Origin of the sequence: Streptomyces sp. NPDC047880 (assembly GCF_040706515.1) — a bacterium.
Lineage (GTDB): Bacteria > Actinomycetota > Actinomycetes > Streptomycetales > Streptomycetaceae > Streptomyces.
In genome coordinates, this window is record NZ_JBEZOK010000002.1 from 358,283 (window position 1) to 380,083 (window position 21,801).

The following is a 21,801-nucleotide window of genomic DNA, read 5'->3' on the forward strand; positions in this document are numbered from 1 at the left end:
GGATCACTTGAGGAAGTCCGGTACGTCCAGTTCCTCGGCCGCGCTGTCCGAGTAGGTCCGCGGCGCCGGCGGGACCGGCGGCGCGACCGGGATGTCCTTGACCGGCTCGGGCGCGGGCTCCGGGTCCTCCTTCGGGGTCACGCTGCCGAGCGAACCGAAGGACGGGCGGCTCTCGGCCTGCCGGACCGGAGCCGGCTCCTCGCGCTTGGCCGAGGACGAGCCGAGGACGTTGTCCCGCTTGGCGGGCGGCTGGCCGCCGTCGAAGCCGGCCGCGATCACGGTGACCCGCACCTCGTCGCCGAGGGCGTCGTCGATCACCGCGCCGAAGATGATGTTGGCCTCGGGGTGGGCGGCCTCGCTGACCAGCTGGGCGGCCTCGTTGATCTCGAACAGGCCGAGGTCGGAACCGCCGGAGATGGAGAGCAGGACACCGCGGGCGCCGTCGATGGACGCCTCGAGGAGCGGCGAGGAGATCGCCATCTCGGCGGCGGCCACCGCGCGGTCGTCGCCGCGCGCCGAGCCGATGCCCATCAGGGCCGAGCCGGCCTCGGACATGACCGACTTGACGTCGGCGAAGTCGAGGTTGATGAGGCCCGGGGTGGTGATGAGGTCGGTGATGCCCTGGACACCGGAGAGCAGGACCTGGTCGGCCGACTTGAAGGCGTCGAGCACCGAGACCTGGCGGTCCGAGATGGACAGCAGCCGGTCGTTCGGGATGACGATGAGGGTGTCGACCTCTTCGCGGAGTTCGGCGATGCCGTCCTCGGCCTGGTTCGCGCGGCGCCGCCCCTCGAAGGTGAACGGGCGCGTGACCACACCGATGGTGAGGGCGCCGAGCGAGCGTGCGATGTTGGCCACGACGGGCGCGCCGCCGGTGCCGGTGCCGCCGCCTTCTCCGGCTGTCACGAAGACCATGTCGGCCCCCTTGAGGACCTCCTCGATCTCCTCGCGGTGGTCCTCGGCGGCCTTGCGGCCGACGGCCGGGTTGGCTCCGGCGCCGAGTCCGCGGGTGAGTTCACGGCCGACGTCGAGCTTGACGTCGGCGTCGCTCATCAACAGGGCTTGCGCGTCGGTGTTGATGGCGATGAACTCGACGCCCTTGAGACCGACCTCGATCATCCGGTTGATGGCATTGACACCACCGCCGCCGACACCGATGACTTTGATGACTGCGAGGTAGTTCTGCGGTGCTGCCACGTCGAAGGCCTCTCGCCTCGAGTTACGTGTCGCCGAATCATCGTGACGCCCTGCGCCCCGTGACCCGACGACTGATGCCGAATGGGACGGTTCATATCGCCGACCCGAACCCTAACCCTGAAGTTTAGGGTTACCAGTGTGTCCGTTCCTTGGAGTCTTCTGAACAGGACACTAAGTCGACAAGTGGCGCACGTTCAACGAACACGCCGAACCTCCCGTTTTTCTTTTCACCCTATGTGATCAGCCGTAGCACTGCCCAACCAGGGTGCTGGCCTGCGCTGATGTGCGTCAACTCCCGGATGACGCCGGGGCGGTGGGCACACTCACGTCGAAGTACCCCGCATCGGGCGTTGCTTTCATCAGGGCGGTGAGAGAACGGGCCTTCGCGGCGCCCTTCTCGCTGCTCCCCCAGGCGACCGTGCGGCCGCCCCTCAGCTCCAGCGAGATGTCGTCATAGGAACGGACCTTGACGGTCCGTGTCTCGCGCGCGACGGCGGCCGGAACCTTGCGGGCGACGCCGACGGCCTCGCGCACCAGCCGCGCCTCGCCGAAGCGGCGCAGGCTCGCGGCGGCGGAGCCGGACCGGGAGAGCGTCAATTCCAGCGCGGGGACGCCTTTCGGGGCCTCGGAAACCGTGGCGAAGCGGACACCTTCATCGTCCACTTCGACGAACTTTCCGCCCTTTTGGACAATCAGAACCGGAGTCCGCTCAACCACTTTCAGGTCGATTCCGTGGGGCCAGGAACGGACCACGTCAACCGAGTCAATTCGGGGCAATTTCCGGCGCAGTCGTGCCTCGATCGCATCGGTGTCGACGGAAATCAGCGGCTTCCCCAGCGGAACCTCGGCCTCCGCTTCGACCTGAGCCGGCGTCAGGACGCGGGTACCGGAGACGGAGACCCGCTCGGCGCGCAGCCAGTCGGAGCCGTAGAACAGCCAGACCGTCGGGATGCCGAGGAAGACCAGGGCGAGGCCCAGGAGGACGAGTGCGCGCAGCCGGGCGCGTCGCGACCGCAGACGGGGCGGCGGGCCGGACGACTCCTGCTGGCGTTCACCGCGCTCGGCGGTGGTCGATCCGGCCACGCTCCCTGCCTTCCGTCATACAGTCCTATCGGTGTGCACGACTGGCGGCGATCGCCTCGTACACCATTCCGACGAGCAGGTCGTCGGCGTCCCGGCGGCCGAACTCGGCAGCGGCGCGGGACATCTGGTACAGCCGGTGCGGGTCGGCGAGCACGGGCAGGACGTTGTGCTGGACCCACTCGGGAGTCAGCTCCGCGTCGTCGACCAGCAGTCCGCCGCCGGCCTTGACCACCGGCTGGGCGTTGAGCCGCTGTTCGCCGTTGCCGATGGGCAGCGGGACGTAGGCGGCCGGGAGCCCCACGGCGGAGAGTTCGGCGACGGTCATCGCGCCCGCACGGCAGAGCATCATGTCGGCCGCGGCGTACGCGAGGTCCATCCGGTCCAGGTAACTTACCGGTACATAGGGTGGCATTCCCGGCATCTGGTGGACCTGCGGCAGTTCGTTCTTCGGGCCGACCGCGTGCAGGATCTGGATTCCCGCCTGCTGGAGCCAGGGCGCGACTTGCTGGACGACCTCGTTCAGGCGCCGGGCGCCCTGGGAGCCGCCGGTGACCAGCAGCGTGGGCAGGTTCGGGTCGAGGCCGAACGCGGCCCGGGCCTCGGGGCGTACGGCGGCCCGGTCCAGGGTCGCGATGGAGCGGCGCAGCGGGATGCCGATGTAGCGGGCACCCCGCAGCTTGCTGTCGGGCGTGGAGACGGCGACCTGGCTGGCGTACCGCGAGCCGATCTTGTTGGCCAGACCCGGGCGGGCGTTGGCCTCGTGGATCACGATCGGCACGCCCAGACGCTTGGCAGCGAGGTAGCCGGGCAGGGCCACGTAGCCGCCGAAGCCGACCACGGCGTCCGCTCTGGTGCGCTCCAGGATCTGCTCGGTCGCCTTGATCGTGCCGCGCAGCCGGCCCGGGACGGTGATCAGCTCGGGGGTGGGCTTGCGCGGCAGCGGAACGGCGGGGATCAGCGCGAGTTCGTATCCGCGCTCGGGTACGAGCCGGGTCTCGAGGCCGCGCTCCGTGCCCAGGGCCGTGATGCCCACGCTCGGGTCCTGCCTGCGCAGGGCGTCCGCGAGGGCGAGCGCGGGCTCGATGTGGCCCGCGGTTCCTCCGCCGGCGAGTACGACATGCACCGAAATTCACCGCTCTCCGGACGAGCGTGCCACCGAGGCACGCCGTCGCATCGTGTTCCATCTCCGGGGACTCCGGCCGGAACCGGTGCCCCTCGCCCCCCGCTTTCTACCAAAGCGGGGTTGCCGCATCGCAAGCGCCATCCGCGCAGCGGGGTCCTGACGCGCGAAGGCGATCAGCAGCCCGATGGCGAACATGGTCGGCAGCAGGGCGGATCCCCCGTAGGAGAACAGCGGGAGGGGGACGCCGGCGATCGGCAGCAGACCGAGCACCGCACCGATGTTGATCACGGCCTGGGCCGTGATCCAGGTGGTCACGCCTCCCGCGGCATACCTGACGAAGGGGTCCTCCGTGCGTCCGGCCACGCGGATACCCGCATAGCCTAGAGCCGCGAAGAGGGCGAGTACCGACAGCGTCCCCGCCAGGCCCAATTCCTCACCGGTGACGGCGAAGATGAAGTCGGTGTGGGCTTCGGGGAGTTGGCCCCATTTCTCCACACTGGCACCCAGCCCGGAGCCGAAGATTCCGCCGGAGGCGAGAGCGTAGATCCCGTGCACGGCCTGCCAGCAGTCGACGGGCCCCGACTGGGGTTCGGTGGCGCCCAGGCACTGGAGGCGGGCCATGCGGTTGGGGCTGGTCTTGATGAGGATCAGGCCGAGGACGGCCGCGATCGACAGCACCCCGGCGAACAGACGCGTGGGGGCCCCGGCCAGCCAGAGCAGGCCGAACAGGATGGCCGTGAGGATGATCGCGGTGCCCATGTCGCCGCCGATCATGATCAGGCCGAGCAGCATGAAGGCGGCCGGGACCAGCGGCACCAGCATGTGCTTCCACTGGTTGAGCAGCTTCCTGTCCCGCTTGCGGGCGAGCAGGTCGGCGCCCCACAGCACCAGGGCGAGCTTGCCGAACTCGCTGGGCTGGATCTGGAAGGAGCCGCCCAGGGAGATCCAGTTCTGGTTGCCGTTGACCGACATCCCTATCCCCGGGACCTGCACGAGAGCCATGAGGAAGACGGCGCCCGCGAGGATGGGGTAGGCGAGCGCCCGGTGGAGCCGTACCGGCATCCGTGAGGCCGCGAACAGCAGACCGGTGCCGATGCCCGCCGCGAGCAACTGCTTGCGGAAGAAGTACGAACCCGGCAGCGACATCTGCAGCGCGGTGATCTGGGAGGCCGAGTAGACCATCACCAGGCCCAGCACGGTGATCAGCAGACTGCCGCCGAGGATCAGGTAGTACGCGGTCAGCGGCCGGTCCCAGCCCTTGCGGGCGCGGATGTAGAGGCTCAGGACGCCGTTCTCACGCGCGAGCCGTGGCGCGGCGGGGCGCCTGGGGGCACGGGGGGTCGGCGGCCGTCCGGTGCGGCTGGTGGGCATCGCCGCTCACCCTGCCGTGCCGGAGGGGGACGTCGCGCGGTGCACGCCCCCACGCCGCTCGGGCACCAGCCACATCCGTGTCACGCGTCCCTCCCAGGTACGCCCGGCACCGCCGCCGGGCGAGGCGGACCCGGGTCAGCCGTCGGCGGAGCCGAGTTCACGGACGGCGTCCGCGAAGGCGTCCCCGCGCTTGTTGTAGTTGGCGAACATGTCCATGGAGGCACAGGCCGGAGCCAGCAGCACCGTGTCGCCCGGCTGAGCGAGTTTCCGCGCCTCCTGGACGGCCGCGCGCATCGCCCCAGTGTCGGTCCGGTCGAGGTCGACGACCGGTACCTGCGGGGCGTGTCGCGCCAGGGCTTCCCGGATGAGGGCGCGGTCCGCGCCGATCAGCACGGCGCCCCGCAGGCGCTTCGCCGACTTGGCGACCAGTTCGTCGAAGGTCGCGCCCTTCGCGAGCCCGCCCGCGATCCACACGATCGGGTCGTAGGCCGCCAACGAGGCTTGTGCCGCATGCGTGTTGGTGGCCTTGGAGTCGTCGACGTACGCGACCCCGTCCACGTCCGCGACGTGGGCGATGCGGTGCGCGTCCGGGGTGAAGGCCCGCAGGCCGTCCCGTACGGCCCTGGCGGGCACGCCGTAGGCGCGGGCGAGGGCCGCCGCGGCGAGGGCGTTGGCGATGTTGTGCGGGGCCGGCGGGTTGACGTCGGCGACCTCGGCGAGCTCCTGGGCGTTCTTCTGCCGGTTCTCGACGAAGGCGCGGTCCACCAGGATGCCCTCGACGACGCCGAGTTGGGACGGCGCCGGGGTGCCGAGGGTGAAGCCGACGGCACGGCAGCCCTCCTCGACGTCGGCCTCGCGGACCAGGTCCTCGGTGGACGGCTTGTCGGTGGCGTCCACGTTGTAGACGCAGGCGACGCGGTTGCCCTCGTAGATGCGGCCCTTGTCGGCGGCGTACGCCTCCATGGAGCCGTGCCAGTCGAGGTGGTCCGGGGCGAGGTTGAGCACCGCGGCCGAGTGGGCGCGCAGGGAGGGCGCCCAGTGCAGCTGGTAGCTGGAGAGCTCCACGGCCAGGACGTCGTACTGCTCCTCGCCGAGGACCGCGTCCAGCAGGGAGACGCCGATGTTGCCGACGGCGGCCGTGCGCAGGCCCGCCGCCGTCAGGATCGACGCCAGCATCTGGACGGTGGTGGTCTTGCCGTTGGTGCCGGTGACGGCGAGCCAGTCGGCGGCGTCGGGGCCGCGCAGGCGCCAGGCCAGTTCGACGTCGCCCCAGACCGGGACGCCCGCCCGCTCCGCCGCCGCGAACAGCGGCTTGTCCGGCTGCCAGCCGGGCGCGGTGACGATCAGCTCGGTGCCCTCCGGCAGCGTCTCGCCGTCGCCGAGGCGCACGGTGACGCCGAGCGCCTCCAGGTCGGCCGCCTGTGCCCGCGCGCGCTCGTCGGCACCGTCGTTGACGACGGTGACGAGTGCGCCGAGGCCGTGCAGCACCTTGGCGGCCGGGACGCCGGAGACGCCGAGTCCCGCGACGGTGACGTGCTTGCCCTGGAAGTCGAAGGGCTCCGAGGTGGTCACTTGTCCGCTGCCCATCCTGCGTAGAAGAGGCCGAGTCCGACGATGACACAAATGCCCTGGATGATCCAGAAGCGGACCACGACGAGCACTTCGGACCAGCCCTTGAGTTCGAAGTGGTGCTGGAGCGGCGCCATCCGGAAGACGCGCTTGCCGGTGAGGCGGAACGAGCCGACCTGGATCACCACGGACATGGTGATCAGGACGAAGAGGCCGCCGAGGATGGCCATCAGCAGTTCGGTGCGCGAGCAGATCGCGAGGCCGGCGAGCACACCACCGAGCGCGAGCGAACCGGTGTCACCCATGAAGATCTTGGCCGGCGAGGTGTTCCACCACAGGAAGCCGAGGCAGGCGCCCATCAGCGCGGAGGCGACCACCGCGAGGTCGAGGGGATCCCGCACCTCGTAACAGGCGCCCGGGTTGGTCAGCGTCTGCGCGTTGGCGCAGGACTCCTGGAACTGCCAGACACCGATGAAGGTGTAGGCGCCGAAGACTAGCACCGAGGCGCCGGTGGCCAGACCGTCCAGACCGTCGGTCAGGTTCACGCCGTTCGACATGGCGAGGATCATGAACAGCGCCCAGACCACGAACAGCACGGGGCCGATCGTCCAGCCGAAGTCCGTGATGAACGACAGCTTGGTGGAGGCCGGGGTGTTGCCGCGGTTGTCCGCGAACTGCAGCGACAGCACCGCGAAGCTGACGCCGACGATCAGCTGGCCGGCCATCTTCGCCTTGGCGCGCAGACCGAGCGAACGCCGTTTGACGATCTTGATGTAGTCGTCGAGGAAGCCGACCAGGCCCATGCCGACCATCAGGCCGAGCACCAGCAGGCCCGAGAAGGTCGGCGCCGCGTCGACGTCCGGGTCCAGATAGCCCGTGATCACCTTGGCCAGGAAGTACGCGGCGACCGTGGCCAGGATGAAGGCGATACCGCCCATGGTCGGCGTACCGCGCTTGCTGGCGTGCTCGCGCGGGCCGTCGTCGCGGATGTACTGGCCGTAGCCCTTGCGGGCGAGCAGCTTGATCAGCAGCGGGGTGCCGACCAGCGTGAGGAAGAGGCCAATGACTCCTGCGAACAGGATCTGCTTCATCATCGGGCGGAAACCTCACCCTCGGCACCGGTCTCGATGAGCGCCTGCGCCACGCTCTCCAGCCCGACCGAACGGGACGCCTTCACGAGCACGACGTCCCCCGGGCGCAGCTCGCTGCGCAACAGGTCGACCGCCGCCTGTGCGTCGGACACGTGCACCGACTCCTCACCCCACGAACCCTCGTTATATGCGCCCAGTTGCAGCCAGGCGGCTTCCCTGCCACCGACCGCGACGAGCTTGCTGACGTTGAGCCGGACGGCGAGCCGCCCGACCGCGTCGTGCTCGGCGAGAGCCTCGTCCCCGAGCTCGGCCATCTTGCCGAGCACCGCCCACGTACGACGCCCCTTTCCGATGGCCACGAGCGCGCGCAGCGCGGCCTTCATCGACTCGGGGTTCGCGTTGTAGGCGTCGTTGACGACCGTCACGCCGTCCGGGCGCTCGGTGACCTCCATCCGCCAGCGGGAGAGGGAGCCCGCCTCGGAGAGCGCGACGGCGATCTCGTCAGCGGACATGCCCAACTCGTGGGCGACGGCGGCCGCGGCGAGCGCGTTCGACACGTGGTGCTCACCGTACAGGCGCATGGTCACATCGCTTGCACCGGAGGGTGTGTGAAGCCTGAACGAAGGCTGTCCGGTGTCCGTGAGTCGCACGTTCTCGGCGCGAACGTCCGCTTCGCCGGACTCTCCGAAAAAGAGCACCTTCGCCTTCGTACGGGAGGCCATGGCCCGTACATAGGGGTCGTCGGCGTTGAGGATCGCGGTGCCGCCCTCGGCCTCGGACGGCAGGGCCTCGACGAGTTCGCCCTTCGCCTGGGCGATCTGCTCGCGGCCGCCGAACTCGCCGATGTGGGCGCTGCCGACGTTGAGGACGAGACCGACCTTCGGGGGCGTCAGGCCGGTGAGGTAGCGGATGTGCCCGATGCCGCGGGCACCCATCTCCAGGACGAGGAACCTCGTCTCCTCGGTGGCGCTGAGCGCGGTCAGCGGCAGCCCGATCTCGTTGTTGAGCGAGCCGGGCGTGAACACCGTCGGCGCCTTGCGCTGCAGCACCTGCGCGATGAGGTCCTTGGTGCTGGTCTTGCCCGCCGAGCCGGTGAGGGCGACGAGCGTGGCGCCGAGGCGGGCCACGACGTGCCGGGCGAGGGCGCCGAGGGCGGTCTGGACGTCGTCCACGACGATCGCGGGGACGCCGACGGGCCGGGTGCCGAGCACGGCCACCGCGCCCGCCTCGACGACCGCCGCCGCGAAGTCGTGGCCGTCCACGCGTTCGCCGGCGAAGGCCACGAACAGACTGCCCGGCCCCGCTTCTCGGGAGTCCCGTACCACCGGGCCGGTGACCTGGACGGACGGATCCGGTATGTCGTGCGTCTGCCCGCCGACGACTTCTGCGATCTCGGCGAGGGAGAGGGCGATCACAAGTTCATCCCCTGGGTCTTCTGGATTTTCATCCCTGGGTCTTCTGGATGGCTTCGCGGAGCACCTGGCGGTCGTCGAAGGGACGGACCACACCGGCGATGTCCTGGCCCTGCTCGTGGCCCTTGCCCGCGACCAGCACGGTGTCGCCGGGTTCGGCGCGGGCGACGGCGGCGGCGATCGCGGCGGCCCGGTCCTCGAAGACCTGCACCTCGCCGCGCTCGTGCGCGGGCACGGACGCCGCGCCCTGGAGCATCGTGGCGAGGATCGCGAGGGGGTCCTCACCGCGGGGGTTGTCGGAGGTCAGTGTGGCGGTGTCGGCGAGCCGGGCCGCCGCGGCGCCCATGGGTTCGCGCTTGGTCCTGTCCCGGTCGCCGCCGCAGCCGAGGACGATGTGCAGCTTGCCCTCGGTGACCTTGCGCAGGGCGCGCAGCACGGACTCGACGGCGTCGGTCTTGTGGGCGTAGTCGACGACCGCGAGGTAGGGCTGCCCGGCGTCCACGCGCTCCAGGCGGCCCGGCACACCCGGGACGGCGGCGACGCCGTCGGCGGCCGCCTGCGGGTCGAGCCCGGCGACGGCGAGGGCGACGATCGCGGCGAGGGTGTTGGCCACGTTGAACGGGCCCGGCAGCGGCGACCTGGCGGCGATCCGCTCGCCCTTGGGGCCGACAACGGTGAACGTCGAGTCCAGCCGGCCGACCTGGACGTCCTCGGCGCGCCAGTCGGCGTCGGGGTGGCCCTCGGCGGAGTAGGTGACGACCGGGACGGTGGCTTCCTTCGCCAGCCTGCGGCCGTACTCGTCGTCGACGTTGACCACGCCGAGCTTGCCCCGGTTCGGGGTGAACAACTGCGCCTTCGCCTGGAAGTAGTCCTCCATGCCGGAGTGGAACTCCATGTGCTCCGGGCTGAGGTTGGTGAAGACGCCGATGTCGAAGACGCAGCCGTCGACCCGGCCGAGGACCAGGGCGTGGCTGGAGACCTCCATGGCGACCGCGTCCACACCGCGTTCGCGCATGACGGCGAACAGGGCCTGGAGGTCGGTGGCTTCGGGGGTGGTGCGCTCGGACTTGATGCGCTCGTCGCCGATGCGCATCTCGACCGTGCCGATCAAGCCGGTGGACCGAACCGTCTTCAGGCCGCCCTCGACGAGGTAGGCCGTGGTGGTCTTGCCGGAGGTACCGGTGATGCCGATCTGGAGCAGGTCCCGGCCGGGGTGGCCGTAGATCGTGGCGGCCAGCTCGCCCATCTGCGCGCGCGGGTCGTCGACGACCAGGACCGGCAGCCCGGACGCGGCGGCGCGCTCGGCGCCGGTCGGGTCGGTCAGCACGGCGGCGGCACCGAGGCCCGCGGCCTGGTTGACGAAGTCGGCACCGTGCAGCCGGGCTCCCGGGAGGGCGGCGTACAGGTCGCCGGGGCGCACGGCGCGCGAGTCGTGGGTGATGCCCGTGACCTCGGCGTCGCTCTCCGGCGTGGAAGCACCCAGCTGATCGGCGAGTTCCGCGAGGGGTGTGGCGGAGACGTGCGCCGGCCTGGGCGGCCCGGGGTATGTCACGGGATGGCCCTTCTGGGTGATTTGGGACTGATCAGCGTGTGGCACGGCGGTGAGCGTACCGGGCGCACCCGCCTCCGGGCGAAGTGAGGGGCCGGGGCTGCTCTGGTTGCCGGGCTCGGGGGTGATCGTTGTCACGGAGGCGGTCCTGGTGGGTCGGTGGGGCTGAGTGCTGATCAGGGCGGGTCGGCCCTGGTCACTGCTGGAAGGAGACGGGCAGCTTCGCGGCCTTGGCGCCGGTCGGGGGGACCTGGAGGGACTTCAGTGCGAACTCCATGACCTTCTTGTACACGGGGCCGCAGATCTGCCCGCCGAAGTAGCTGCCCTGGGTGGCGTTCTGGATGGCGCAGTAGACGGTGACGCGGGGCTTGTCGGCGGGCGCGAACCCGGCGAACGACGAGGTGTAGCCGTGGTACTTGCCGGTGGCCGGATCCACGCGGTTGGCGGTGCCGGTCTTGCCCGCGACGCGGTAGCCGGGGATGCGCGCCTTGGTGCCGGTGCCCTCCTCGTCGTCCACCACGGACTCCAGCATGTGGGCGAGGGTCTTCGCCGTCCTGTCACTGACGACCCGGGTCTTCTCGGGCTTCGGGGCGGGTGTGAACCGTCCGTCGGGGCCTCGGGTGCCGCGCACGAGGGTGGGTTCGATCCGCACGCCGCCGTTGGCGATGGTCGAGTACACGGAGGCCGCCTGCATGGCGTTGATGGAGACGCCCTGGCCGAAAGGGATCGTGTACTGCTGCGAGGTCGACCACTTGTCGGGCGGAGCCAGGATGCCCTTGGTCTCGCCGGGGAAGCCGAGCCCGGTGTAGCTGCCGAGGCCGAACTTGCGCAGGTAGTCGTAGAGGACCTTGTTGGCCCGGGCCTGGGTCTTGCCGAGCTGTCCGGTGGCGAGGATGGTGCCGATGTTGCTGGACTTGGCGAGGACGCCGTTGAGCGTGAGGTACCAGGTCGGGTGGTCGATGTCGTCCTTGAACAGCCGGTCGCCGCGGTGCAGCCGGTTGGGCACGACCACGTGGGTCCCGGGGGTGGCGACGTTCTGCTGGAGGACGGCGGCCATCGACATGACCTTGGCGGTGGAGCCGGGCTCGAAGGCGTCCTGGAGGGCGGCGTTGCCGAGGGCGGCCGGGTCGGCGTCGGACAGGTCGTTCGGGTCGAAGCCGGGCGAGTTCGCCATGGCCAGGACCTGTCCGGTGCGAGTGTCCTGGACGATGACGTAGCCACGGTCGGCCGCCGACTTCTTCACCTGCTCGCCGATGGCGTTCTGGGCCGCCCACTGGATGTCGCGGTCGATGGTGAGCTCGACGTCGCTGCCGGGCACGGCGGGTGTCTCGGTGGAGCCCGCGGTGGGCACGAGGCGGCCGCCGGACTGGGCGTAGCGGATCTTGCCGTCCTTGCCGGCGAGCTGCTTGTCCAGCTGCAGCTCGATGCCGCCGCCGGGCTTGCCCTCGCCGTTGACCCAGCCCAGTATCCCGGCGGCGAGGTCGCCGCCCGGGTACACGCGCTTGCTGGTGGCGACGGAGAAGACGCCCGAGAGCACGTTGGGCGTGGACTTGTCCGTCTCCGCCTTCGTGGCGAGCGCCGACTTGAGGTCCTTGATCTGCTTCCAGACCTGCGGGGTCTGGCGGGAGGCCAGTTTGACGTAGCGCAGGGCTGTGTTCTTCGGCCGCAGCTTCCTGACCAGGTCCTCCTGCTCCTGGCCGAGGATCGGCGCGAGGAGTGCGGCCGCCTGCTCGGGTCCGTCGCCGATCTTCAGCATCTTCGGGGCGAACATCGTGGGGTCGGCGGTGATGTCGTAGGCGTCCTCGCTGGTCGCGAGCGCCACCCCGGAGCGGTCGGTGATCTCGCCCCGGTCCGCGGCCAGCACCTGCCCGACGTACCGGTTCTGCTCGGCCTTGGCGGCGTAGGTGCTCGCGTCGACGGCCTGCACCTGGAACAGCCGCACGACGAAGGCGGTCAGCACCAGGGTCAGCGCGAGTCCGACCAGGCGCAGACGAGGGCGGGGGCTGCCGAGCCGCAGCGGCTTGGGCGCCGCCGGGCGGGCCTGCCCCGGACGCCGGGCCGGACGGGCACCGGGGCCGGGGCGGCGCCGGGCGTCCGGACGGACCGGCCTGGCGGGGCCGGGCACACGGCGACGCGGCGGTTGCCTGTCGGACACTTCCGTCACCTGCCGGGGGTCGGGGCGAGGCCGTTGGGCATGGCCTCGGGAGCGAGGACCAGGGGGGTGTGCGCCGCGGGCTGCCGGACACCGGGAGCGGCGCTGGGGACGCCCTTGACTTTGCCGTCGGGGCCGAGGAAGGCGGGGTCGCCGCCGGGCACCATGCCGAGCTCGCGGGCACGGCGTTGCAGGGCGTCAGGGGCGGAGTAGGCGTCGATGTCCCGCTGAAGGGCCTGCTCCTCGTCGGTGAGGTTCTTGGTCCCGCGCTGGAGGTCGTCGAGTTTGAAGGCGCCTTCGCTGAGCGCCGAGTTCAGCACCAAGAGGGTGATCAGACCGCCGCCGAGGAGGAGGACGACCAGGAAGACGAAGGGCGTGCGGGCCGCCTGCCCGGGGCCGGCCGGGAGGAGCCGCGCGAGTCGGGCCGCCCTCCCCTTCAGTTCGGGTTTGCCGCTCACGCACGCTCCCTCGGTCCGGCCTGCACACGCCTCACTCGACGTCCTCCCTGATGCGCTCGGCTCCGCGCAGCCGCGCCGGTGCCGCCCGCCGGTTCTCGGCGATCTCCTCCTCGGTGGGGAGTTCGGCACCCCGGGTCAGCAGCTTGAGCCGCGGCTGGTAGCGCTCGGGTACGACGGGCAGCCCGGGCGGCGCGGTGGTGGCGGCGCCCGCCGCGAAGACCTGCTTGACCAGCCGGTCCTCCAGCGAGTGGTACGACAGCACGGCGATCCGCCCGCCCACGTCGAGCGCCTTCACGGCGGCGGGGATCGCGCGCTCCAGGACGGAGAGTTCGCCGTTGACCTCGATGCGCAGGGCCTGGAAGGTGCGCTTGGCCGGGTTGCCGCCGGTGCGCTTGGCGGCCTGCGGCAGGGCGTCGCGGATCAGCTCGACCAGCCGCGCGCTGTTGCTGAACGGCTCCTTCTCCCGCTCGCGCACGATCGCGCCGACGATCCGCTTGGCCTGCTTCTCCTCGCCGTAGGCCCGCAGGATGCGCACGAGTTCGCCCGGCGGGTAGGTGTTGAGGACCTCGGCGGCGCTGACGCCGGTCGTCTGGTCCATGCGCATGTCGAGGGGGGCGTCCTGGGCGTAGGCGAATCCCCGGTCGGCCTCGTCGAGTTGCATGGAGGACACGCCCAGGTCGAACAGGACGCCCTGCACGCGCGCGATGCCGAGCCGGCGCAGCACCTCGGGGAGTTCGTCGTAGACGGCGTGGACCAGGGTGGCGCGCTCACCGTAGGGCGCGAGGCGCTCGCCGGACAGGCGCAGGGCCTCTTTGTCGCGGTCGAGGGCGACGAGCCGGGTGCCGGGGAACCTCGCCAGGAGTGCCTCACTGTGACCGCCGAGGCCGAGGGTGCAGTCGACCACCACGGCGTCCGGGCCCTCGAGCGCGGGTGCCAGCAGATCCAGGCACCGCTGGAGCATCACCGGGACGTGTCGACTCTCGCTCAAGGGGCCCTCTCAGATCCGGCGCGGCCGTCCGCACCGCCGGGTCCCCGCCCGCTCGTGAAGGGGAGGCCTGCCGGCGCCGGAAGCGTCAGCCGACCGGGAGCGGGAGGAGGCCGAGCCGTACGTACGCGCCGCGCACGCGGGGAGATCTCCGGTCGTGGCCGGGGTCTCCGAAGAATTCAGTCCAGCGGGGAGAGTCTCGCCTCCCGCTTCGCGTCACTTTAGTCCACCGTGTCGCCCGGTCAATCAACCGGCCTGCGCGTCGCCGCCGTTCGCACGGAGAGCCGGGGCGGCACCCTTGTGGGTTACCTCACACACGTCACTCGACGGCATTCTTTGTTCACTTCCACAGGAGGCCTGGACGGGGTGTGACCAGTAACGTCATACCTATGACGACTTCTGCATCGGTTCCCACAGGTTCGGAGAGCGCCATAAAGGCCGGCGGCACGGTCACCGACCGTCTCGTGGCGGCGAACGCCCGGTACGCGGACGCCTTCACCGACCCGGGGATGGACGCCCGGCCCGTGCTGCACGTCGCTGTCGTGGCCTGCATGGACGCCCGCCTCGACCTGCACGCGGCGCTCGGCCTGGAGCTGGGTGACTGCCACACGATCCGCAACGCGGGCGGTGTCGTCACCGACGACGTGATCCGCTCCCTCACCATCAGCCAGCGCAAGCTGGGCACCCGCAGCGTGGTGCTGATCCACCACACCGGCTGCGGCCTGGAGAGCCTCACCGAGGACTTCCGCAACGAGCTGGAGGCCGAGGTGGGCCAGCGCCCGGCGTGGGCCGTGGAGTCCTTCCGGGACGTCGACCAGGACGTGCGCCAGTCGATGCAGCGGGTGCGCACCTCGCCGTTCGTGCCGCACACCGACGACGTGCGCGGATTCGTGTTCGACGTGCAGACCGGCCTGCTGCGCGAGGTCGACCCGGCCTCCTGATCCCGGCCCGCCGGCCAGGGCTTCGCGGGCCGCTCGCCCCGGAAGGCCACCTGCTGTAGCTGTCGGCATCCTGTCAGTCACACGTTCGAATGGCCGTAAGACCGACATATCGCGGCCAGTTGTCCACAGTCGAGTGACACGAATCGGTAACGGCAGCAAGAATGCGGAAGTGGCGTCACGCGGAACCTTTCACGCGTGGTGTCCGTGGTTCGGGGTGGGCCGGCCCGCGTCATGCGGCGTCGGCCCGGGAAAATGGGGTATCCCGTGCTTTCTGAGCACGGGAAAGGCCGAGGAGCGCCGGGTGACGACCTATGACGATCGAGCGAGCCATGGGGGTCCCCCCGCGCGAGATTTCTCGCGGGTGGGAGATGACCTGACCGCCGTCGTGGAGCGCGTGCGGGAGTCGGTGGAAGGCGTGATCGAGGGCAAGCCCGAGGTCGTACGGCTCTCGCTGACCGTCCTGCTCGCCGAGGGACATCTGCTGATCGAGGACGTCCCGGGTGTCGGCAAGACGATGCTGGCCAAGGCACTGGCGCGGTCCATCGACTGCTCGGTGCGGCGCATCCAGTTCACACCCGACCTGCTGCCGTCGGACATCACCGGTGTGTCCATCTGGGACCAGCAGCGCCGTGACTTCGAGTTCAAGCCGGGCGCGATCTTCGCCCAGGTGGTGATCGGCGACGAGATCAACCGCGCCTCGCCCAAGACGCAGTCCGCGCTCCTGGAGTCGATGGAGGAGCGTCAGGTCACCAGCGACGGCACCACCTACGAGCTGCCCAGCCCCTTCATGGTGGTGGCGACGCAGAACCCGGTCGAGATGGAGGGCACCTACCCGCTTCCGGAGGCCCAGCGCGACCGCTTCATGGCCCGGGTCTCGGTCGGCTACCCGAACGCGGAGGCCGAGCTGAAGATGCTGGACGTGCACGGCGGCGTCTCGCCGCTGGAGGACCTCCAGCCCGTGGCCCACGCGCACGAGATCCTCAAGCTCATCGAGGCGGTGCGCGGGGTGCACGTCGCCGAGCCGGTCCGGCGCTACGTCGTCGACCTGGTCGGCGCGACGCGCACGCACCCCGACCTCAGACTCGGCGCCTCGCCGCGTGCGACGCTGCACCTGCTGCGCGCGGCGAAGGCGTCCGCGGCCCTGAGCGGCCGGGAGTACGCGCTGCCCGACGACGTGCAGGCCCTCGCCGTCGCCGTCCTGGCCCACCGTCTGCTGCCCACCGCCCAGGCGCAGCTCAACCGGCGCACCGCCGAGCAGGTCGTCGAGGAGATCCTGCAGCGCACCCCGGTGCCGTCCGGTCCGCAGCAGCAGAGCGGCTTCGGCGGCCTGGGCCGTACGGCGCCGGCGTATCCCCAGCAGCCGCCGCGGAGGCTGTGATGACCACCGCGGGGGCGGGGCGGGCGGAGGCCGACCGGGGCGAGAAGGGCGGCATCCGCACCGCCCTGGCCGGTCTGACCACCCGCGGACGCTCCTTCCTGGCCGCCGGCGTCGCGGCCGCGATCTGCTCCTACGTGCTCGGCCAGAGCGACCTGCTGCGCGTGGGTCTGCTGCTGGCGGTGCTGCCCCTGGTGTGCGCTGCGGTGCTGTACCGCACGCGCTACCGGGTCGCGGGCAGTCGCCGGCTCTCCCCCGCGCGCGTGCCCGCCGGCAGCGAGGCCCGGGTCCACCTGCGGATGGACAACGTCTCGCGGCTGCCCACGGGCCTGCTGATGCTCCAGGACCGGGTGCCCTACGTGCTCGGTCCCCGGCCCCGCTTCGTGCTCGACCGGGTGGAGGCGGGCGGCCGGCGCGAGGTGTCCTACCGGGTGCGCTCCGACCTGCGCGGCCGCTACCCGCTGGGCCCGCTGCAGCTGCGCCTGACGGACCCGTTCGGCATGTGCGAGCTGACCAGGTCCTTCTCGACGTACGACACCCTCACGGTCATCCCGCGCGTGGAGTCGCTGGCGCCGGTGCGCCTCGGCGGCGAGGCGCAGGGGTACGGCGACGGGCGGCAGCGGTCGCTCGCGCTGGCCGGCGACGACGACGTCATCCCGCGCGGCTACCGCTACGGCGACGACCTGCGGCGCGTGCACTGGCGCTCCACCGCCCGCTACGGCGAGCTGATGGTGCGCCGCGAGGAGCAGCCGCAGCGCGCCCGGTGCACGGTGCTGCTGGACACCCGTGGCATCGCCTACCAGGGCGCGGGGCCGGACTCGCCCTTCGAGTGGGCGGTGTCGGGTGCCGCCTCGGTGCTGGTGCACATGATCGAACGGGGCTACTCGGTGCGGCTGCTGACCGACACCGGCGACGTGGTGCCCGGCGAGGGCGCTGACGGCTTCGCGGGCGCGAGCCAGGAGTCGGCGGACGCGGCCGGGCTGATGATGGACACCCTCGCGGTGATCGACCACTCCGACGGCGCGGGCCTGTCCCGGGCCTACGACGTACTACGCGGAGGGAACGAGGGGCTGCTGGTGGCCTTCCTCGGCGACCTGGACGAGGATCAGGCCGCCGTACTGGGCCGGATGCGGCAGCGCAGCCCGGGGGCAGTCGCCTTCGTGCTGGACAGCGGCACCTGGATGCGGGAACCGAGTGATGTGGCCGGCCCGTCGGACAGGAGCGGAGAGCGGCTGCGGATGCTGCGCGAGGCGGGCTGGACGGCCCTGCGCGTGCCGCGTGGCGCTGCCATGGACGAGCTGTGGCGGCTGGCCGACCGGGAGCGCAGGGGCGTGGCCGCCGCGAGCGGCGGGGAGGGACCGTGATGAGCGGGCGGGTACGACTGACCCTGGGCTCCTGGGCGGCCACGCTGATGGCCGCGTGTGCCCTGCTGCCCCTCGTCAGACCGGCCACGTGGATCGTGCAGGCGGCCTTCCTGCTGGCGCTTCAGTCGGGTGTGGGAGCCGCCGCCCGCAGAGTGCCGCTGGCCCGGCCGCTGACGGTGGCGGCACAGGCCGTGGTCACCGTGGCCCTGCTGACCTTCGTGTTCGCCCGTGAGCAGGCCCTGGCCGGGGTGATCCCCGGGCCGCAGGCCTTCGACCGGTTCGCGCTGCTGCTCCGGCAGGGCGGTGACGACATCGCGCGGTACGCCATCCCGGCTCCCCTGGAGTCCGACGGCATCCGGCTGATGCTGCTGGCCGGGGTCCTGGTCATCGGGCTTCTGGTGGACACCCTCGCGGTGACCTTCCGCAGCGCCGCTCCGGCCGGGCTGCCCCTGCTCGCCCTGTATTCGGTGGCGGCGGGGCTGTCGGACGGGGGCGCGGACTGGCTGTGGTTCCTGGTGGCGGCGGCCGGCTATCTGATGCTGCTGCTGGCCGAGGGGCGGGACCGCCTCTCGCAGTGGGGGCGGGTCTTCGGCGGCGACCGGCGCACGGCGGGCGGGGAGTCGAGCGGCGTGGTCGCCCCGGTCCGCACCGGCAGGCGCATCGGCGTGGTCGCGCTGGGCATCGCCCTGGTGGTGCCGCTCGCCCTGCCCACGATGAACGGCGGCCTGCTGGACTCGGTGGGAGCGGGGGCGGGCGGCGGATCCGGCGGCGGGGGCACCATCTCCGCCGTGAACCCGCTGGTCTCCCTGCGGGACAGCCTCAACGCGGACGAGGACCAGCAGGTCCTGTCCGTGCGGACCAAGGCGGAAGACGTCTCGGACCTGTATCTGCGGATCGTGTCCCTCGACGACTTCGACGGCACCACGTGGAAGCCGTCCCGGCGGTCCATCACCGCCGTCCCCGACGGCACCTTCCCGGACCCGGTCGGACTCAGCCCGGACGTCAAGCGCACGGAATTCGACACCACGATCACGGCGGCCGGCTGGTACGCCCAGGACTGGCTGCCCATGCCGTACCCGCCGAGCGGCGTGCGCATCAGCGGCAACTGGCGGTACGAGCCGCAGGGCATGACGCTGGTCGGCGATCACGGGCAGAACACGCGGGGCCTGACGTACCGGGTCAAGAGCCTGGACGTGCGCCCGACGGCGCAGCAGCTCGCTTCGGCGGCACCGGCGCCCGCGGACATCGAGCGCGCGTTCACGGAGCTCCCCGACTCGCTCCCGTCGGTGGTGTCCCGCACCGCCCGCAAGGTCACCGCGGGCGCGGCCAACCCGTACGACCAGGCGGTCAAGCTCCAGGACTGGTTCGCCGTGACCGGCGGCTTCCAGTACGACACGCAGGTGCAGGTGGGCAGCGGCTCGCAGGCGATCGCCCGATTCCTGAAGGACAAGCAGGGCTTCTGCGTGCACTTCTCCTTCTCGATGGCGGCGATGGCCCGCTCACTGGGCATACCGGCCCGGGTGGCGGTGGGCTTCGCACCCGGCTCCCCGCAGGCGGACGGCTCCGTGTCGGTGGGGCTGCGGGACGCGCACGCGTGGCCCGAGCTGTACTTCGAGGGCGTGGGGTGGACCCGCTTCGAGCCGACTCCCAACCGCGGCTCGATACCGTCGTACACGCTGCCCGACAACCCGGGCAGTTCGGTCCCGAACGACGCTCGTCCCTCCCAGTCGGCGTCCAACGCGCCGTCCGCGACGCCTTCGGCGAGCGAGACCTGCACGCCGGAGCAGAAGAAGCTGGACGGTGGCTGCGCGAGTGAATCGCCGCAGGCGGCGCTGCCCACGGACGACGGCGGCCCCCGGTGGTACGCGTTCCTGGTGTGGGCCCTGGCCGGCCTCGCCGTCCTGGCGCTCCCGCTGGCACCGATGCTGTGGCGGCTGCGGACCCGCTCGGCCCGGCTCGGGGCACACGGCCGGAGCGAGGCGGACACGGTGCCGCACACCCTGGCCGTCTGGCAGGAGCTGACCGACACGGCGTGGGACTTCGGCATCGCGCCGGACGAGTCGCAGACACCACGCAAGGCGGCGGCCCGCATGGTCCGCCTCGGCGATCTCGACGCGACGGCCGCGGCCTCGGTGCATCGGGTGGCGAACGCGGTGGAGCAGGTCCTGTACGCCCCGCACCCCCGCCCGGTGGCCGGCCTCACGGAGGACGTCCGTCGTGCCACGGCAGGGCTCGGCGCGGCAGCCGGCCGCCCGGCCAGGCTCCGCGCGCTCGTCGCTCCCCGCTCCACCACGCGGGTGGTGTGGGCGCTGTCGGCCTGGTGGACGAGGGTCCGGGAGCGCGCCGTGGCACTGCGTCCGACCTGGCGGAAGACGTCGGGTCAGCAGAGCTGAGGACTCCGCGGAGCTGAACAGCGGAAGGGACAAACGTCAGGGGGTGACCACCGACTCGGTGGTCACCCCCTGACCTGCGTTTTCATCGGGGAGCTGCGTGTTCAATTGGGCATGGCGAGGCTACGCGGGGGGCTAATGCCCGCCCTGTTCGTCGCGGCGCTTCTGCCAGCGCTGCTCGATGCGGTCCATGACGGAGCGGCGCTGCCGGCCCTGTCGACGCGCCTGGGGCCCGGCGGCACCGGCCGCCTGCTCACCCGGCTTAGGGGCCTTGCGCCAGCCGGTCACGGCGAGCACCGCACAGCCCAGCATGACGAGGAAGCCCACGACGCTGAGCCAGACCTGCTTGGCGACCATTCCGGCCATGAGGAGCGCGATACCTACGAGGAAGCCCGCGACCGCCTGGTAGACCCGTCGCCGGGTGTACGTGCGCAGCCCGCTTCCCTCAAGCGCTGTCGCGAACTTGGGATCTTCGGCGTACAGCGCTCGCTCCATCTGCTCGAGCATGCGCTGCTCGTGCTCCGAGAGCGGCACGGAGTCCTCCTCATCGTGCAGTCGCCGGGGCGACCCGGGGGGTCCCTTCAGGATAGGCAGGGAATCGCCCCCGTGAAACCCGCCCCTCTGCGCCAATTGACCAACCGGAACCCGCCATGGGCGTCGCGGCTCGCTGAGGCTTCCATTCCCCGGCGGCCGATCCGTCATGCCGGAACGGTCTCCCTCGATCATACGGCGCGCCGCACCCATTCGGGGGGCCTGTGGCGTACTCCATGCGCAGCCAAGGCGCTGATCAGCGGTGGTGCCTCAGGAGTGGGCTCAGGCCCCGGCCGCCGCATCGGCATCGTCGGCCCCACCAGTCCCACCGGTCCCAGGGGCCCCGCCGGTCTCGCCCAGGACGTGCAGCTGGGTGGCCACCGAGTGGAACGCGGGGAGCTCGGCCGCGGCCTCCTCCAGCTTCAGCAGCGCTTCCAGGGCTCCGGGCTCGGTGTCCACGAGGACGCCGGGCACGAGGTCGGCGAAGACCCGCACGCCGTGCACGGCACCGACGCGCAGGCCCGCGCCCTCGACCAGTTCCGTGAGCTGCTCGGCGGTGAAGCGGCGCGGTACGGGGTCACCCGTGCCCCATCGTCCGTTCGGGTCGTCGAGCGCCTGGAGGGCCTCCTTGAAGTGGCCGGCGAGGGCCCGGGCCAGCACCGCACCGCCCAGCCCGGCGGCGAGCAGGCTGAGGACGCCTTCCGGGCGCAGGGCCGCGACCACGTTGCGGACGCCCTCGGCCGGGTCGTCCACGTACTCCAGGACGCCGTGGCACAGCACCGCGTCGTAGCCACCGCGCTCGGCCACGTCGAAGAGGCCGTGGGCGTCACCCTGGACGCCCTTGACGCGGTCGGCGACACCGGCCTCTGCGGCGCGGCGCTCCAGGGCGAACAGCGCGTTGGGGCTGGGGTCGACGACGGTGACCCGGTGGCCGAGGCGGGCGACGGGCACGGCGAAGTTGCCGCTGCCGCCTCCGGTGTCGAGGACGTCCAGCGACTCCCGACCCGTGACCTTGACCCGGCGGTCCAGGGCGTCCTGGAGGACCTCCCAGACCACGGCGGTACGGAGTGAGGCGCGGGGGCGCATCGGGTCCGACACGTCAGTTGACTCCTCGGCGCGGCACCGCCTCTTGCACGGCGGCGCGAACGGGGCGTCTCCCCCGGCCCCGGCCACGGGGAGGGAAGACTTCAGGCGTCCCCCACCCTATTGC

Annotated in this window: 17 protein-coding genes; 4 read left to right on the forward strand and 13 right to left on the reverse strand. The window is 71.5% G+C overall.

The annotated features are described in order from the left end of the window. Positions 1 to 3: 3 nt before the first annotated feature. From ftsZ to rsmH, 11 genes are all read right to left on the reverse strand, one after another. Positions 4 to 1,197 (reverse strand): cell division protein FtsZ, encoded by a 1,194-nt coding sequence (gene ftsZ / locus AB0937_RS05530; protein WP_030848227.1) that lies wholly within the window; start codon positions 1,195 to 1,197, stop codon positions 4 to 6. 288 nt (positions 1,198 to 1,485) lie between these two features. Further along, on the reverse strand, positions 1,486 to 2,280 hold the full coding sequence (locus AB0937_RS05535) for an FtsQ-type POTRA domain-containing protein (RefSeq protein WP_366709634.1): 795 nt from the start codon (positions 2,278 to 2,280) through the stop codon (positions 1,486 to 1,488). Between the two features lie 25 nt (positions 2,281 to 2,305). Next, positions 2,306 to 3,403, reverse strand: a complete 1,098-nt coding sequence (gene murG, locus AB0937_RS05540; RefSeq protein ID WP_366709636.1) for an undecaprenyldiphospho-muramoylpentapeptide beta-N-acetylglucosaminyltransferase — start codon at positions 3,401 to 3,403, stop codon at positions 2,306 to 2,308. Between the two features lie 6 nt (positions 3,404 to 3,409). Beyond that, the gene (ftsW, locus tag AB0937_RS05545; protein WP_366709637.1) at positions 3,410 to 4,774 is read right to left on the reverse strand and encodes a putative lipid II flippase FtsW; all 1,365 of its coding nucleotides are present in this window, start codon (positions 4,772 to 4,774) and stop codon (positions 3,410 to 3,412) included. A gap of 135 nt (positions 4,775 to 4,909) precedes the next feature. Next, on the reverse strand, positions 4,910 to 6,361 hold the full coding sequence (gene murD / locus AB0937_RS05550; RefSeq protein WP_366709639.1) for a UDP-N-acetylmuramoyl-L-alanine--D-glutamate ligase: 1,452 nt from the start codon (positions 6,359 to 6,361) through the stop codon (positions 4,910 to 4,912). Continuing rightward, on the reverse strand, positions 6,343 to 7,434 hold the full coding sequence (mraY, locus tag AB0937_RS05555; protein ID WP_234845052.1) for a phospho-N-acetylmuramoyl-pentapeptide-transferase: 1,092 nt from the start codon (positions 7,432 to 7,434) through the stop codon (positions 6,343 to 6,345). The genes murD and mraY overlap by 19 nt, the downstream gene beginning before the upstream one ends. Beyond that, positions 7,434 to 8,849 (reverse strand): UDP-N-acetylmuramoyl-tripeptide--D-alanyl-D-alanine ligase, encoded by a 1,416-nt coding sequence (gene murF, locus AB0937_RS05560; RefSeq protein WP_366709641.1) that lies wholly within the window; start codon positions 8,847 to 8,849, stop codon positions 7,434 to 7,436. The genes mraY and murF overlap by 1 nt, the downstream gene beginning before the upstream one ends. A gap of 28 nt (positions 8,850 to 8,877) precedes the next feature. Further along, positions 8,878 to 10,398 (reverse strand): UDP-N-acetylmuramoyl-L-alanyl-D-glutamate--2,6-diaminopimelate ligase, encoded by a 1,521-nt coding sequence (locus AB0937_RS05565; protein ID WP_366709643.1) that lies wholly within the window; start codon positions 10,396 to 10,398, stop codon positions 8,878 to 8,880. Positions 10,399 to 10,591: 193 nt separating this feature from the next. Further along, positions 10,592 to 12,550 (reverse strand): penicillin-binding protein 2, encoded by a 1,959-nt coding sequence (locus tag AB0937_RS05570; RefSeq protein ID WP_366709644.1) that lies wholly within the window; start codon positions 12,548 to 12,550, stop codon positions 10,592 to 10,594. Between the two features lie 5 nt (positions 12,551 to 12,555). Beyond that, a complete protein-coding gene (locus AB0937_RS05575; RefSeq protein WP_366709646.1) occupies positions 12,556 to 13,005 on the reverse strand; it encodes a hypothetical protein in 450 nt (149 codons plus the stop codon). A 31-nt stretch (positions 13,006 to 13,036) separates the two neighbouring features. After that, complete coding sequence (gene rsmH, locus AB0937_RS05580; protein ID WP_366709648.1) at positions 13,037 to 13,993, reverse strand: 16S rRNA (cytosine(1402)-N(4))-methyltransferase RsmH; 957 nt, start codon at positions 13,991 to 13,993, stop codon at positions 13,037 to 13,039. A gap of 386 nt (positions 13,994 to 14,379) precedes the next feature. Between rsmH and AB0937_RS05585 the strand changes: the two genes are divergently transcribed. The 4 genes from AB0937_RS05585 (at position 14,380) to AB0937_RS05600 (ending at position 20,063) form a co-directional block, all read left to right on the forward strand. Then, positions 14,380 to 14,931, forward strand: coding sequence for a carbonic anhydrase (locus AB0937_RS05585; protein WP_366709650.1), 552 nt, complete (start codon positions 14,380 to 14,382; stop codon positions 14,929 to 14,931). A 361-nt stretch (positions 14,932 to 15,292) separates the two neighbouring features. Then, on the forward strand, positions 15,293 to 16,309 hold the full coding sequence (locus AB0937_RS05590) for a MoxR family ATPase (RefSeq protein ID WP_366709651.1): 1,017 nt from the start codon (positions 15,293 to 15,295) through the stop codon (positions 16,307 to 16,309). Continuing rightward, positions 16,309 to 17,670, forward strand: coding sequence for a DUF58 domain-containing protein (locus AB0937_RS05595; protein WP_366709652.1), 1,362 nt, complete (start codon positions 16,309 to 16,311; stop codon positions 17,668 to 17,670). The genes AB0937_RS05590 and AB0937_RS05595 overlap by 1 nt, the downstream gene beginning before the upstream one ends. Next, positions 17,670 to 20,063, forward strand: a complete 2,394-nt coding sequence (locus AB0937_RS05600; RefSeq protein WP_366709653.1) for a DUF3488 and transglutaminase-like domain-containing protein — start codon at positions 17,670 to 17,672, stop codon at positions 20,061 to 20,063. The genes AB0937_RS05595 and AB0937_RS05600 overlap by 1 nt, the downstream gene beginning before the upstream one ends. Before the next feature lie 132 nt (positions 20,064 to 20,195). On the opposite strand, the gene AB0937_RS05605 is transcribed toward AB0937_RS05600, so the two are convergent. Together AB0937_RS05605 and AB0937_RS05610 are read right to left on the reverse strand one after the other, a co-directional pair. Further along, on the reverse strand, positions 20,196 to 20,594 hold the full coding sequence (locus tag AB0937_RS05605) for a DUF3040 domain-containing protein (protein WP_102912203.1): 399 nt from the start codon (positions 20,592 to 20,594) through the stop codon (positions 20,196 to 20,198). A gap of 279 nt (positions 20,595 to 20,873) precedes the next feature. Further along, a complete protein-coding gene (locus AB0937_RS05610) occupies positions 20,874 to 21,689 on the reverse strand; it encodes a methyltransferase (protein ID WP_366709655.1) in 816 nt (271 codons plus the stop codon). Between the last annotated feature and the right edge of the window lie 112 nt (positions 21,690 to 21,801).